Source organism: Lactobacillus isalae, assembly GCF_947539375.1.
Taxonomy (GTDB): Bacteria; Bacillota; Bacilli; order Lactobacillales; family Lactobacillaceae; genus Lactobacillus; species Lactobacillus isalae.
Map to the genome: position 1 here is coordinate 335,052 of NZ_OX443569.1, position 14,447 is coordinate 349,498.

A 14,447-nucleotide genomic window follows, 5' to 3' on the forward strand; every position below is an offset into this window, starting at 1 on the left:
GTAATATTTTTTTATAAGGATTAAATGATGATTGAATACAAAAATATTTCAAAGAACTATCACGAGCAAGAAATCCTAAAAGATGTTTCTTTTACAGTAAAAAAAGGAGATATCTTCGTCTTAGTTGGGCCTAGTGGCAGTGGCAAGACTACGCTATTAAAAATGTTTAATAGACTGATTGAACCAACAAAAGGTGAGATATTGTTAGATGATAAATCAATAAAAGACTACGATTTACGTAAATTAAGAGAAAAAACAGGCTACGTTTTGCAGACGGCCAGCTTGTTTCCAAATTTGACTGTTGGTGAGAACATTACAATTGTCTTAGAGCAAGAAGGCGTTAGTCGAAAAGAGCGACGTAAGAAGCAAGAAGAATTGCTAAAATGTGTTGATTTAGATCCAAAATTGTATTGCGATCGGATGCCAAATGAGCTTTCAGGCGGTGAGCAACAAAGAGTAGGAATTATTCGTGCGCTAGCTGCAAATCCTGAGGTAGTTCTTATGGATGAGCCTTTTTCTGCGCTTGATCCAGTCGTGAGAAAACAATTACAAGATTTATTGCTTAATCTCCATGATCAGCTCAATAAGACTGTGATATTTGTAACGCACGATATGCAGGAAGCAATTCGGCTAGGCAATACAATAGGTGTGTTACATAAGGGCGTATTAGAACAAGTAGGGAAGCCCAGAGAAATTTTACGTCATCCTGCAACAAAGTTTGTTCAAGAGTTTTTTGCAGGAAATCGTATTAATCAAAAACTTGATCTGGAAACCTTGCTTAAGAGCGAGTTAGGAGTAGATCCTAGATTTTATCCAAAGGTAGAGACTTTAGTTCGCTATCATGTGTATAGTGTGCAAGATTTGATTAAAGATTGCTCTAATCATCCCAATAGTTTATTTATTGCGGAAACAGAATTTGGCGAGTTTTTAATTGAACCAAAACGTGTTTGGAATTTCTTTTTAAAGTGGGTGGCTGGAAATGATTAAATCTTTGTGGCAAATGCTGATAACAGAACATGATCAAATCTGGGCTACAACGCTTGTACATATTAAAATTTCGCTGATTGCGCTTCTTATTGCAATGGTCATTGCAATTCCATTAGCTTTTATCTTAAAAGGACATAAAAAGGCAGCTGAATTCACATTGCAAATTGCTGGAATTATTCAAACTATTCCAAGCTTAGCAATTTTAGGTTTACTGCTACCATTTGTCGGAATTGGAACAATGCCTGCAATCATTGCTCTAGTTTTATATGCGATAATGCCAATTTTTCAGAATACTTATTCAGGCTTAACTGATATTCCTGAAAACTTAGAAGAAGCTGCTACAGCCTTTGGTATGACAAAATGGAAGAAGTTACAGCGATTAGAAATTCCAATGGCAATGCCGATGATTTTTGCTGGAGTTCGAATTGCTTTGGTAATGATTATTGGTACTGCAACTTTGGCAGCTTTGATTGGCGGCGGAGGCTTGGGTACTTACATTTATGTTGGTATCAATTCAAACAATAATACAGAAGTTCTAATGGGCGCTATTTTATCTGCTCTTCTTGCCCTAGTATTTAGTGGCGTTTTAAAATTTATTGCTAAAAATAATAAACGACTCAAGTGGGGAAGTATTATTATTGCTGGAATTTTGCTCATTTGGGGCGGAAGTAGTTTATATACTCACTTTACTAGTACTTCAAAGAATAATATTGCTGAACCAAAACAAACAATTACAATTGCCGGAAAAATGGGATCTGAACCTGCTATTTTAATTAATATGTATAAGGATTTGATTGAGAAAAATGATCCAAATACAAAGGTAGTCTTAAAACCTAATTTTGGTGGAACAACATTTTTGTTCAAGGCACTTCAAACAGATAAGGTTGACATTTATCCTGAATTTACAGGAACAGTCTTACAGACATTAGTTAAAACGGGTAAAAAGACTGGCAATGATCCAAATCAGGCTTACGTTGAAGCCAGAAGCGACTTAAAGAAACAATTTGGCATGGAATACCTAAAGCCAATGGCTTATCAAAATGGTTATGCTTTAGCTACAACCCAAAAGTTTGCTAAAGATAATCACCTAACTAAAATGAGTGATTTAAATCGAGTAAATAAAAAAGTTCATGCGGCTTTTGACCCAGATTTTACTTCCTTAAAAGATGGTTATCCAGGTTTAAAGAATGTTTACAAGCTGGACTTTGCTTCCATTAAAAGTACTGAATCAAGCATTCGTTATCACGCTATCGCTAACAATCAGGCCAATGTAGTTGATGGCTACACTACTGATGCTGAGATTAAGAAGTACAACTTAGTGATGCTTGATGACGATAAAAAATTCTTCCCACCATATCAAGGTGCACCTTTGATGAGAGCAAAATTTGCAGAAAGAAATCCGCAAATTGTAAAAGCATTAAATAAATTAGCGGGTAAAATTACAACTCAAGAAATGCAGGAAATGAATTATCAGGTTAATGTTAAGCATGAAAAGCCAGCTAAAGTAGCTCATGATTATTTAGTAAAGCATGGATTAATTTAGAAAAGAGATAAAAATGACAAAATATACAGTAAAAAGTGAATTAACTGATACTCCTTGGCAAATTGAAAATAGAACTAAGAAGAATAAGTTTATGGCTGATGAATCAGCAAACGGTAAAAATGTTGCTCCTAATCCAGTAGAGTATTTAGCAGGTGCAGTGAATTCTTGTATCTCAATTTCTGCAGGGATGATTGCAAATGTCCATCATTTAGATGTAAAGAACTTTAAGGTAACTAACCAGGCAATTACTACTAAGCTCGGCCATGGGAAGTCCGTTGTTAGTGAAATGTTAATTACAGTTTCTTTTGACAGCTCTATGTCTCAAGAAGAAAAGCAGGAATTTTTAGCTCATACTCTACATGTTTCAACTGTTTATCAAACAGTATCTCAAAGTGTTAAAACCTACGTAGAATTAGAAAAATAATATTTCAAGATGCTCTTAGTCGGTCAGACTAGGGGCATTTTTTTAAGTTTTTTCGATAAAAAGCAAAATTTTTTAAAATTAACATTATTATAGTTATTAGAAAAATATCGACTGCTATAATATTAGTAAACCAATAAAGAGGGATAAATATGGATATTTATGGTGGCTACACTCCAGTTTTAGATGAGTTACTTAATCAGATACTGAATCACTTTAAAGAAGAAAATAAAATTCACCAGGAACAAACCGGCGATAGTCTCTATGAACACCTAATTGGTCGGGTTAAAAGACCTGAGAGTATGATTGAAAAATGTCAGCGAAAAGAATTGCCAGTAAATCCTGAGTCAGCTTTGAAAGAAAATCGAGATAGTGTTGGTATTCGCGTTGTCTGTAATTTTATTGATGATATTTATACTTGTATTGACCTGATTAAAGATTGGGATAATGTAGAAATTGTTAAGCAAAAAGACTATATCACCAATGCCAAACCTAACGGCTATCGTTCTTACCACATGATTTTAGATGTTGAAAGACCTGAGAAAGATATTGAAGGCAATAATCCAGGACACTACTATGTTGAAGTACAGCTTAGAACGATTGCAATGGATACCTGGGCAAGTTTAGAGCATGAAATGAAATATAAGCATAAGATAAAGAATCCTGAAATGATTGGTAAAGAGCTAAAGCGAGTTGCAGATGAATTAGCGTCTTGTGATGTAAGCATGCAGACTTTGCGTCATTTAATTAGAGAGGAAGATTAAATTATGAAGATTTTGCTGGCAGAGGATGAAGAACAGTTATCCCGTGTTTTAGTAGCAGCAATGAAAAGCGTTAATTATGACGTCGATGCTGTTTTTAATGGTCGGGATGCAGTAGAACTTGCTAAAAAGAACTCATACGATGTAATTATTTTAGACATCATGATGCCGATTATGGATGGAATTACGGCGCTAAAACAAATTCGTAAAAGTGGCGATAAGACCTATGTCTTAATGCTTACTGCAAAGGCAGAAATTGATGATCGAGTAACTGGCTTAGATAGTGGAGCTGATGATTATTTGACTAAACCATTTTCACTAAAAGAGCTACTTGCACGCTTACGTTCAAAAGAAAGGCGCGATGACCAATATACACCTAATGAGGTTGAGGTTGGGGATCTTGCCTTAAATGTTGCTGAACAGGAATTAGTAAGTCATAATTCAATTCGATTAGGCAGTAAAGAAACGCAACTTTTAAATTACTTAATGCTTAATGAAGGTAAAGAATTCTCAACTTCTGATTTATTAGCGCATGTTTGGAAAGATGAAGACGATGCTAATGAAGATGTAGTGTGGATTTATATTTCTTACTTGAGACAAAAGCTGCAATCGATTCAAAGTTCAGTCCAGATTGTAGGTGAAAAAGGTGGTAGTTTTTCATTAATTAGGTAGGTGAGATTAATGATTCAAAAATTTCGCTGGAAGTTTATTGGAATGTCGATCACTGCATTGTTCGTAGTTTTAGTCATAACTTTAGGTGCCTTGTTAGGAGTTAGTTACACTCAGAGTCATAATGAAGTTGATCGGGTTTTAACAGCCTTAGTTAATAATCAAGGGCAACTAACTCCTAGAACTGCTAAGCCAGTTTTTGGTAATCAAAAGGATCCAATTAATAAGAATTTTTTATCAGGAGAATATAATCCGGAAGCTGTTTTTCAATATCGTTATTTTACCGTAGCTAGTACGTACAATAATACGCCTCGTATTGTAAATGACGATAACGTCTATGATGTTGGTAGATCAGAGATTCTTAAGACTAGTAAGCAAATTTTTAAGAATAAATCAACTAGTGGATCCATTGATATTGGTAATAATCAGTATGCTTACCGAGTAGGTAAGAATCAAAAAGGATACAAATTCATTGTTTATTTAAATGAATCATTGATATACCATCGTTTTTCTTTATTGCTTAGAGTATCAATAGTACTCGGAATTATTGCCTTGATTGTTTTTGCTCTGATTTTGATTTTGGTATCGAAAAAGGCAATTGGGCCAATTATTACCACTTATCGTAAGCAGCGCGAATTTATCACTAACGCGGGGCATGAATTAAAGACTCCTTTAGCAATTATTTCGGCTAATACTGAAATGGAAGAAATGCTGGGGAATAATTCAGAATGGAATAAAAGTACAAAAGAGCAGGTTGATCGCTTAACTAGATTGATTAATCGTTTAATTGCTTTAGCTAGGACTGGTGAAACTGGAGAAGTTGTTTTAAATAAGGTAAACTTTTCTGAAATAGTCAAAAAGAATGTTACAAGTTTTAAGTCCGTAATGCAGAAGAATGACTTGAAATATAATGCGATGATTATGCCTGATTTGTATGTTAAAGCTGAAAGTAATATTTTAAGTGAATTGACAAATATTTTGCTCGATAATGCACGTAAGTATTGTGATAAAGATGGAGAAGTTAGGGTAAGCCTTGTTAAAGGTAAGCTTGGAACAAATGCAATTTTAAAAGTTGCGAATACTTATAAAGAAGGTAAGGGAAAAGATTATTCTCATTTCTTTGAGAGGTTTTATCGTGAAGATGAATCTCATAATTCAAAGAAGTCTGGATTTGGTATTGGTTTAGCAATGGCACAAGAGATTGTGCAAACTTTCCATGGTAAGATTCACGTTAGTCATAAAGATGACATGATTGTTTTCACAGTGATTTTAAGATTAGCAAAATAAAAGCAGCTAGTTTTCAGGTTTGAAGACTAACTGCTTTTTTGTGTTGAATTAAAAAAAGTATGTACATTTTTTAATTCTTATGTTTTATTAGAAAAGGTGTGTTTTAACGAAAATACTGTGGGAATTAATCAAATTATTTTGATTAAAGTGTTTTTCTAAAGGGGTAAGAAATGGAAAAATTTTGTCCAAATTGTGGTAAAGAAATAAAAGGAGAAGCAGACTTCTGTCCAAATTGTGGTTATAAATTAAAGAAAGAAAAGATTTCAAAACCATCACAGCCAATAATTCAGAAAAATGGCGATGAAATTCGCTCGCAAATTCAGCACTCAAAAAAGAAACCAATGAGTAAACGCAATAAAATTATTCTTAGCATTGTTGGCGTGCTTGCTGTCTTATTTGTTTGTTTCTATGCATGGGGATCTAGTTATTATAGTGAACATAATCAAGTGAGAAGAATTGTTTCTGCTTTGAAAGATCCAAATAAAAAGGTAAGTCAGTATATTACTTCTACTGATCCTGATTTGAAGGTTACAGATGAAAATGTTAAACCACTTCAAAGATACTATTCTAATCATAAAACACAAGCAGATAATGCAATTTATGCGCTTGAGCATCAAACTGATAGTTATGGTGTAAACTTTGAACAAACTGGCAGATATTTTTTGTTGTTTCCCAAATATAAGTTGCAAGTTCCAGCATTTACACCAACAGTCCGTACTAACCATTCAAATTCAGAAGTGAAAATGAATGGTAAAAACATTGGAAAACTAACAGGTAGTGCAAGCGATTATTCAAAGAAATTGGAACCTCTTTTACCGGGCCAATATAACTTTTCAATTAAATCAACAGTTCAAGGAAGAAAGCTTTCTACAACTGCTGAAACAGATATTTGGTCTAATAAAACGGTCAATTTAAATATTAAGACTGAAACACTTGAAATTAAAAGTTTGCCCAATGGAATTGTTTATATAAATGATAAGAAAGTTGGAACATTAAATAGCAAGGGAAAATTACTTCTGAAAGAATATCCAATTTCTGGTAATATGAATCTTTATGTTCGTGCTGCCGTAAATAATCGAACTATTCAATCGGAAACTATTGATAATCTTTCAGAAGGTCTTGATTATGCGTCTGATGGCACTGATACGATTAGTACAGATGGTAATAAGTATGTAATTAAACCTGAATGGAAAGGTTTAGTAAATAAGGATGACGCAAAAAGCGTATTAAGTGATGCTTTTGATATTCCTGATCCAGACCAATTCGTTGATGGTAGTGATAATAGCGACTATGTTGAAATGAAGAAGATGATTGATAGTTATAAGGATCAAGATGATATTAGTAATGTTGAATCAGAAGTAAGTGTTCAATCAATTACGCCATATGATAATAATTCATCTGAAGTAACTTATAGCGTTAAATGGACTTTTGTCCATGATGATTATGATCGTGTTCAAGTAATGCAATATACAAATGCCGTTTTAACTAATGAAAAAGATGAATCAGGTGCTAAAATTAAAAAGATTGGTACAGGTAAATTAACTAAAGATCATAAAGTGACTACTGGAGACAGTAGTAATGATACTGATACCAATAGTGATTCTGATTCAGATAATGATGATTAAAGCTGAAAGATACAAAAATAAACAGTGGAATGACATACATATTTTAAGAAAATAGAAAGTGGGATTTATTGTGAAGAAGTGTCCAAATTGTGGATCTGAAATGGAAGCTGATGTAAACTTTTGTACTGTTTGTGGGACAGATCTTAGAAATATTTCTGCTGCAAACGATCAAGAGAATCTAAATAGTCAATCTAAGGATTCATCTAAGTCTAATTCAGTAAATAAACTGCAAGAAAATGAAACATTTTCAAGAGTTACAGCAGCAGTTAAAAATTTTGATAAAGATAGCTTGTGGAATTGGTTTGTTACTTCTTGGAAAACGCCAAGTGCCAATCAGAAAGGCGAAAAATGGTATGGAATTGTTACTATTTTAATTGAAATGGTTCTTTTCATCTGGGGAACCGTCTTTGGAATTAAGAAAGCCGTAATTCAAATTACCGGAATCAATACCTCGAACAATACTGAATTTCAAAATAACTTCAACCAGGTATTTCATAGCCTTACAATTGATTTGTTTTTAGCAGTTTTCCTATTAGGAGCTGGAGTAGTTGTTGGATCATATTTTGCTCATAAATTTGTTAATGAAAAAAGTCCAGCATTTTTAGATTATACCAATAAGATTGTTCAATTAAGTAATATTAATGCCATTGTAGTTTTAGCCGTAACGCTTTTAAGCTTTATTGATTATAAAGGGTTAATTTCAATTATTAGTCTTTTAGCCTTATTTGCTGGCTTGCTCTTTTTAATTGCCGGGGCAGTTTCTATTTGCGAAGGGCATGGAGAGAATCGTGATTCTTTCTGGGGTGTTATTATCTATGTGATAATTATGCTAGTAGTAGCAGGTGTAGTTTGTTTAATTCTTAAGAATCAAGTTATTAGTCAGGCACAAACTATTTTTGGTAACTTTACTAAATCTTTCTTTAACTATTAAATTTAATACGAGATAAAAAGACAGCTAGTTTTCAGATGTGAAGACTAGCTGCTTTTTTGTATATATTATATTTTTTAAATTATCATCTTAAAAATGAATCCAATACATGGTTGAACTTGAAGTTTCCATCTAAATTATCTCCTTTTTTTACATTTCATGAAAGATCAATTGAGTCTTATCTAAGTCAATTGTATAAGTTTCATCTTCAAGCGGACGCTTAGTCATTCCTTGATCGGTTGAATAGATAATCAAACCTAATCTTGCACCAGCTGGTAAGCGATAGAAGGTAGGTTGCAATTCGAATTCTAAGTTATAGAATTTACCTGCTTCAATCTTTTCTGCATGTTTCATATCAGCGTAGTTTTGGACGTTCATATGACCCTTAGTAATTAGCTTAGCTTTAGTTTCTTTATCAGGAACAAATTCCTTCATTACTTCTGTACCAAAGCGATAGCCTAATTCTTGGATTTGATCATTGAATGATTTAGGAATAGGAGTAAGACGTTTTCTTGATCCTAAATCAACTAAGGCTACTGAAATTTGTCCCTTTGGAAGAGAGCTAGCAACACTCATTTTAATCTTAGGACGGCCAACTAAAGTTACAGTATGAATGAACTCATCAGTTACAAAGCGTAATTGTTGATCAAGCCACTTTTCTTCACCAGAGATAAAGTCATATTGCCATTTACCTTCGGAAATTTTAGCTTCTTTGAAGACTTTACCACCTTGGTCTGTGAATGAAAGTTTATCATTATCTTCGCCGCCATCTTTTAAGAGATTACCTTTTTTATCAGGGAAGTAAATTTCTTTTTTACCTAGTTCGTTGTTCCAAGTTGGTTCTTCATGCCAGATATCTGGTTGCAAGTTATCTTGGATCATAACATCTTCCCATTGTTTGTAAGCATTATTTTTAATGCCTAATAATTCATGACAGAACCATAAGTTCATTAGGTCTGAGAAGTCAATTGAAAGTAGGTTATTCATGTTGTAGTGCGGCCCTTGGTGCAAGAATAATTTATGAGCAATTGGTAATTTAGATACTTTTTGCCAAACTTTATAAACATTCTTTGGCTTAACATTCCAGTCATTTAACCCATGAACTGAGATCCAAGAACACTTAATATTGTCGGTGTGATGGCGGTAATTTCTAGCTTCCCAGAAGTCAGAATATTGACCAGTTTCACGATCTGATTTTTCTAAAAGACGTTTTTGCATAGCATCAAACTTCGGCTTAATCTTGAGATAGTCGCCAGCATCCCAAAGGTTAGATTGACAAGTTTCAGCCAGCATATCTAAATCTTCACCTTGACAAGCTTCTGGAGCAATAACGAGACCATGTTCACGATAGTAATCATACCAAGAAGAAATTGCTGCTTCTGAAACAACTGTTTTAAGTCCGGCAACACCCGTAGTTGCAATTGCAATTTGAAGCGTACCTAAGTATGAACGGCCGGTCATTCCGATATTGCCATTACACCAAGAAGCTTTAGTTTCGTGCTTTCTCGTACGGTCAGTATAAGCAATTCTGTCTCCATGAAGCCATTCAATGATTTCTTTAGCACTTTCAGTTTCTTCTGGAGCACCAGTGATTCTCAAACCGTCTGAACCTCTTGTTCCGATTGCACCTGCATAGACATTAGCAAAACCGCGTGCAAGCAAGTATTCATTTAAAGAATAGGCTGCTTTGTGGACTGCCTCTTCAGTTGCTGCTTGATCTTCGCTAGCTGGCTTTTTAGCCTTAGCAGTCGGCATTGCTTCATATTTAGGATAAGTACTCTTACTTGCGTCTTCTAAGTTAACGTCAACATTGTGGTTACGTTTTTCATTAGCAATAATTCCGCCGAAATAGGGGTCAGCTGTATAAAGTGCAGGGAACTTGAAGTTGTTTGATTGATATGGACGAAAGACAGTTACTTGAAGTAAATCAGGCTTGCCATCTTCATCAGTATCAAGATCGCTTTCGACATAAACAACTTCACGGATTACCTTACTCATATCAAAAACAGGTAAAGATTTTCCATTAAAGAACATAAACTTATTATTACCGTAAAATTGAGTAAAATATCCCTTGCCAGCCATATTATCAATGAAGGTTTGACCGTTTTTGGCGCGAGTATTAAGTAAATGATAGAAGACCTTAATTAATTCATCACGGTCAATCTCTTCTTTTTCGGTATAAGGAAGAGCATTCGCTTTCATGCGAGCAAGTGGATCATTTAAATCATAGTCATATCCTACATGATAGCCGAGTAATTGCAAGGCAATATTATAGAAACTATTGCGTGAAATTGTAGCCGGTTCTTTAGCCAAAAAATCTTTTAGACTTTCATTTTCGCTAACTGCGAACTCTGCAAGCTTAGCTTCTTTTGCACCGTAAGTTTTTGCTTCCGCAACTGAATTCTCAACTAGAGTAGCTAAAAGATCAGAAAAACTATTTTCTTTCCAAGTATCAGGTAAGAAGTTAATAGATTCTAATTCTTTAACCATTTGGTCAAAATCGGTTTTTAAATAGCCGTATTGATTATATTTCATATATATAAGAACACTCCTTTTTTCTATTTCTCTTAATTTTTATTTTACTAGTTTTAATTGAATAAAAGAAGAATTAAACAATATTTCAAATTTTACTGATCACCTAAATTATTTTTAATTTAATCTAAAAACTGGTAAGTAAGATTTTAATTTCTTATAATAAATAATTGAGAAGTTAAAAATATTGGAGGTCCTAGTATGGCAGAAGTTAAACGCTTTTATGAAACTTTTCATCCAGATCATTACGACATTTATTTAGATATTAGCCGTGAAAAAAAGAGATTCCATGGTAAAACCGTTGTCGTTGGGGATGCACAAGAAGAATTAGTTAAATTAAATCAAAAGTACTTAAAGATTACTTCAGTTCGTGTAGATCAAAAGAAAGCTGATTTTGACTACAACGATAAGGAAGAAGTAATTAATATTAAAGCTGGAAAAGTTGGCAAGATGAAGATTGAGGTTGACTTTGAAGGCAAGTTAACTGATTCAATGATGGGTATTTATCCTTCTTATTACGAAGTTAACGGAGAAAAGAAGCAATTAGTTGGTACCCAATTTGAAACTACCTTTGCTCGTCAAGCCTTTCCATGTGTGGATGAGCCTGAAGCTAAAGCTACTTTTGCTCTTGCCATTAAATTTGATGAGAAGCCTGGCGAAACAATTATTTCTAACCAACCAGAAGAAAAGTTTAAAGATGGTGTTCACTACTTTAAGCCAACTTTACGTATGTCTAGCTACTTGGTTGCCTTTGTCTTTGGCGATATGCAAAGAAAGTTAACTAAAACTAAATCTGGCGTTGAAATTGGAGTGTTTGCAACCAAAGCACACCAAGCAAAGGAACTAGACTTTGCTTTGGATATTGCTAAGCGTTCAATTGAATTCTTTGAAGACTTCTATGAAACTCCATATCCATTAGAGCATTCATATCAAGTAGCACTTCCTGACTTTTCAGCAGGTGCGATGGAAAACTGGGGCTGTGTAACTTACCGTGAAGCATACTTATTGCTTGATCCAGATAATACTTCATTAGAAATGAAGCAATTAGTTGCAACTGTTATTGCTCATGAACTAGCTCATCAATGGTTTGGTGATTTAGTAACAATGAAGTGGTGGGACAACTTATGGCTTAATGAAAGTTTTGCTAACATGATGGAATATGTAGCAATCGACGCCTTGGAACCAAATTGGAAGATTTGGGAAATGTTCCAAACTTCAGAAGTTCCAGCTGCTCTTCAAAGAGACGCAACTGACGGTGTACAATCAGTTCACGTGATGGTCAATGACCCTGCAGAAATTGATGCCTTATTTGATTCAGCAATTGTTTATGCAAAAGGTTCAAGAATGTTGGTAATGGTACGTGCATTACTTGGAGATAAGGCACTTCGTGAAGGATTAAAGAAGTATTTTGCAGCTCATAAGTATGGCAATGCTACAGGAGATGACTTATGGAAGGCACTTGGTGAAGCAAGTGGCTTAGATATTGGTGCGATTATGCATTCATGGTTAGAGCAACCAGGTTATCCAGTAGTTAATGCTAAAGTTGAAGATGGCAAGCTAGTCTTAACTCAAAAGCAATTCTTCATTGGCGAAGGTAAGGAAGTTGGGCGTAAGTGGCAAATTCCATTGAACTCTAACTATGCTGCAGTTCCTAAGATTATGAAGGATGAGGAATTAGTTGTTGGTGATTACGCTGATTTACTCGCTAATAACGGCACTCCATTCCGCTTAAATGTTGGTAATAATTCTGATTTTATTGTTAAGTATGATCAAACCTTACTGGATGATATCTTAAGCCATGTTGATGAGTTAGATGCAGTTGATAAATTGCAATTATTGCAAGACTTTAGATTATTAGCAGAAGGTGGCCAAATGTCTTATGCAGATATTGTGCCACTTCTTCCTAACTTTGCAGATTCTACTTCACCAATTGTTAATAACGCCTTGTACAGAATTATGGCTACTTTGCGTAATTTTGTAACTCCTGGCTCAGATGAAGAAAAGCAGTTAAAGAAACTTTACAATTTGCTTTCTGAAAAGCAAGTTAAGCGTTTAGGCTTACTTCCTAAAGATGGCGAATCTAATGATGATAATTTGACTAGACCATATGTTGTTTCTGCTTCTCTGTACGCAGAAAATGACGATACTATTAATGGCCTTCATGCTATTTACTCAGAAAATTCTGATAACTTAGAGGGTATTTCAGCTGACATTAGAAGCGCTGTTTTAGTCAACGAAGTTAAGAACTTTGGTAATATGACCTTGTTTGATAAGTTGCTTAAGAAGTACCAAGAAACTTCTGATGCAAGTTTGAAACAAGACTTATGTGCTGGTATTACTTCAACCAAGATGCCTGAAATTATTGACGCAATTGTTGATGATTTTGAAAATGCACAAATTATTAAGCCACAAGACTTACGTGCATGGTATAGAAATGTGTTAGCTAACCCATTTGGTCAAGAACAAGCTTGGAATTGGATTAGATTAGAGTGGCCATGGCTTGAAGCAACTGTTGGTGGCGACATGGAATTTGCTACTTTCATTACTGTAACAGCAAATATTTTCCATACTGAAGAAAGATTGAACCAATTTAAGGACTTCTTTGAACCAAAGATCAACACTCCAGGCTTAACTCGTGAAATTAAGATGGATACTAAAGTAATTGAAACTAAGGTAAACTTGGTTAAGAAGGAACAGGCTGCTGTTAATGCTGCAATTGCTAAAGCAATCGCTTAAAAATAAAGATTAAATCTACTAAAAAATGCGCTTTCAGTTTTGAAAGCGCATTTTTGATATAATTTATAAAATAGGGGTGACTTAATTTGATAAAAACAATCTTTTTTGATGTTGACGGGACATTAGTTTCTCATAAGACAGATAGCGTACCAGCCAGTACTAAAAGGACACTGGAGCTTTTACGTGAAAATGGAGTAAAACTTGTACTAGCTACTGGGCGTGATATGAGTCAATTAAAGAAATTGCCGGTCAAAGATATAAAATTTGATGGTTATGTGACGATGAATGGACAGCTCTGTTTAGATGAAAATGGAAAAGAACTTTTTGGTAATCCAATCGATGAAGTAGATACTGAAAAGATGATTGAATTAATTAAAGAAAAAAGGGTCCCCATTACTACTATTGGTAAAGAAGGACCATACATTAATTTTGTAACTGATCAAGTCGTTGCTGCTCAAAAGGCAGTTTCTAGTAAAGTTGCGCCAATTGGCAAATATCATGGTGAAGAAGTTTATCAGTTTATTGCCTACGGAGATCGCAATGAATTAAAGACTTTGGTTGATGAATTGCCTAATTGTAAATTAAGTTGGTGGAATGAATATGCAGTAGATATCATTTCAAAAAATGGTGGTAAGTTGGCTGGTATTAAAAAGTATCTTGAGCTACAGAATCAAACTTTAGATGATGCAATGGCGTTCGGTGATGGTGAAAATGATCTAGAGATGCTTAAAGCTGTTAAAGTTGGAGTTGCTATGGGTAATGGAGAAGAGCACGTTAAGCAAATCGCAGACTATGTAACTACTGATATTAATAAAGATGGAATATATAATGCCAGTATGCATTATAAGTTGATATAAATAGTAATAAGATATTTTTCGAAAAAAATAAATTTTTTTTCGAAAAATAATTGACATCTACCTTCCTTTTCCCTATACTAGAATATGTTCTGTTAAGGAAT

11 protein-coding genes are annotated in these 14,447 nt (G+C 34.2%); 10 read left to right on the top strand and 1 reads right to left on the bottom strand.

Features of this window, described 5'->3' with window-relative positions; genetic code table 11:
* The first annotated feature begins 24 nt into the window (after window positions 1–24).
* The 8 genes from QM512_RS01545 (at window position 25) to QM512_RS01580 (ending at window position 8,224) form a co-directional block, all read left to right on the top strand.
* Window positions 25–987 carry an ABC transporter ATP-binding protein gene (locus tag QM512_RS01545; protein ID WP_282805793.1) on the top strand — a complete coding sequence of 321 codons (963 nt, stop codon included), beginning with the start codon at window positions 25–27 and terminating at the stop codon, window positions 985–987.
* Window positions 980–2,530 carry an ABC transporter permease/substrate-binding protein gene (locus tag QM512_RS01550; RefSeq protein ID WP_282805794.1) on the top strand — a complete coding sequence of 517 codons (1,551 nt, stop codon included), beginning with the start codon at window positions 980–982 and terminating at the stop codon, window positions 2,528–2,530. Before QM512_RS01545 ends, QM512_RS01550 begins: the two co-directional genes overlap by 8 nt.
* A 13-nt stretch (window positions 2,531–2,543) precedes the next feature.
* Window positions 2,544–2,954: an OsmC family protein gene (locus tag QM512_RS01555; protein WP_282805795.1), complete on the top strand. Its 411-nt coding sequence runs from the start codon at window positions 2,544–2,546 to the stop codon at window positions 2,952–2,954.
* A gap of 149 nt (window positions 2,955–3,103) precedes the next feature.
* On the top strand, window positions 3,104–3,715 hold the full coding sequence (locus QM512_RS01560; RefSeq protein WP_282805796.1) for a GTP pyrophosphokinase: 612 nt from the start codon (window positions 3,104–3,106) through the stop codon (window positions 3,713–3,715).
* A gap of 3 nt (window positions 3,716–3,718) precedes the next feature.
* Window positions 3,719–4,384: a response regulator transcription factor gene (locus tag QM512_RS01565; RefSeq protein WP_282805797.1), complete on the top strand. Its 666-nt coding sequence runs from the start codon at window positions 3,719–3,721 to the stop codon at window positions 4,382–4,384.
* A 9-nt stretch (window positions 4,385–4,393) separates the two neighbouring features.
* Window positions 4,394–5,668: a sensor histidine kinase gene (locus QM512_RS01570; RefSeq protein WP_282805798.1), complete on the top strand. Its 1,275-nt coding sequence runs from the start codon at window positions 4,394–4,396 to the stop codon at window positions 5,666–5,668.
* Window positions 5,669–5,838: 170 nt separating this feature from the next.
* Window positions 5,839–7,293: a zinc ribbon domain-containing protein gene (locus tag QM512_RS01575; protein ID WP_282805799.1), complete on the top strand. Its 1,455-nt coding sequence runs from the start codon at window positions 5,839–5,841 to the stop codon at window positions 7,291–7,293.
* Window positions 7,294–7,363: 70 nt separating this feature from the next.
* On the top strand, window positions 7,364–8,224 hold the full coding sequence (locus QM512_RS01580) for a zinc ribbon domain-containing protein (protein WP_282805800.1): 861 nt from the start codon (window positions 7,364–7,366) through the stop codon (window positions 8,222–8,224).
* 147 nt (window positions 8,225–8,371) lie between these two features.
* Here the strand turns inward: QM512_RS01580 and QM512_RS01585 are convergent, their stop codons facing one another.
* Window positions 8,372–10,756: a Xaa-Pro dipeptidyl-peptidase gene (locus QM512_RS01585; protein WP_282805801.1), complete on the bottom strand. Its 2,385-nt coding sequence runs from the start codon at window positions 10,754–10,756 to the stop codon at window positions 8,372–8,374.
* 198 nt (window positions 10,757–10,954) lie between these two features.
* On the opposite strand from QM512_RS01585, the gene QM512_RS01590 reads away from it, so the two are divergent.
* Both QM512_RS01590 and QM512_RS01595 read left to right on the top strand, forming a co-directional pair.
* Window positions 10,955–13,489: a M1 family metallopeptidase gene (locus QM512_RS01590; protein WP_282805802.1), complete on the top strand. Its 2,535-nt coding sequence runs from the start codon at window positions 10,955–10,957 to the stop codon at window positions 13,487–13,489.
* An 86-nt stretch (window positions 13,490–13,575) separates the two neighbouring features.
* Entirely contained in the window at window positions 13,576–14,346 is a 771-nt protein-coding gene (locus QM512_RS01595) for a Cof-type HAD-IIB family hydrolase (protein ID WP_257585208.1), read from the top strand.
* Window positions 14,347–14,447: the final 101 nt, after the last annotated feature.

Excerpts from the sequence above, each read along its gene's own strand:
- QM512_RS01545 (WP_282805793.1), top strand. The coding sequence starts at position 25 with ATGATGATTGAATACAAAAATATTTCAAAGAACTATCACGAGCAAGAA.
- QM512_RS01550 (WP_282805794.1), top strand. The coding sequence starts at position 980 with ATGATTAAATCTTTGTGGCAAATGCTGATAACAGAACATGATCAAATC.
- QM512_RS01555 (WP_282805795.1), top strand. The coding sequence starts at position 2,544 with ATGACAAAATATACAGTAAAAAGTGAATTAACTGATACTCCTTGGCAA.
- QM512_RS01560 (WP_282805796.1), top strand. The coding sequence starts at position 3,104 with ATGGATATTTATGGTGGCTACACTCCAGTTTTAGATGAGTTACTTAAT.
- QM512_RS01565 (WP_282805797.1), top strand. The coding sequence starts at position 3,719 with ATGAAGATTTTGCTGGCAGAGGATGAAGAACAGTTATCCCGTGTTTTA.
- QM512_RS01570 (WP_282805798.1), top strand. The coding sequence starts at position 4,394 with ATGATTCAAAAATTTCGCTGGAAGTTTATTGGAATGTCGATCACTGCA.
- QM512_RS01575 (WP_282805799.1), top strand. The coding sequence starts at position 5,839 with ATGGAAAAATTTTGTCCAAATTGTGGTAAAGAAATAAAAGGAGAAGCA.
- QM512_RS01585 (WP_282805801.1), bottom strand. The coding sequence starts at position 10,756 with ATGAAATATAATCAATACGGCTATTTAAAAACCGATTTTGACCAAATG.
- QM512_RS01590 (WP_282805802.1), top strand. The coding sequence starts at position 10,955 with ATGGCAGAAGTTAAACGCTTTTATGAAACTTTTCATCCAGATCATTAC.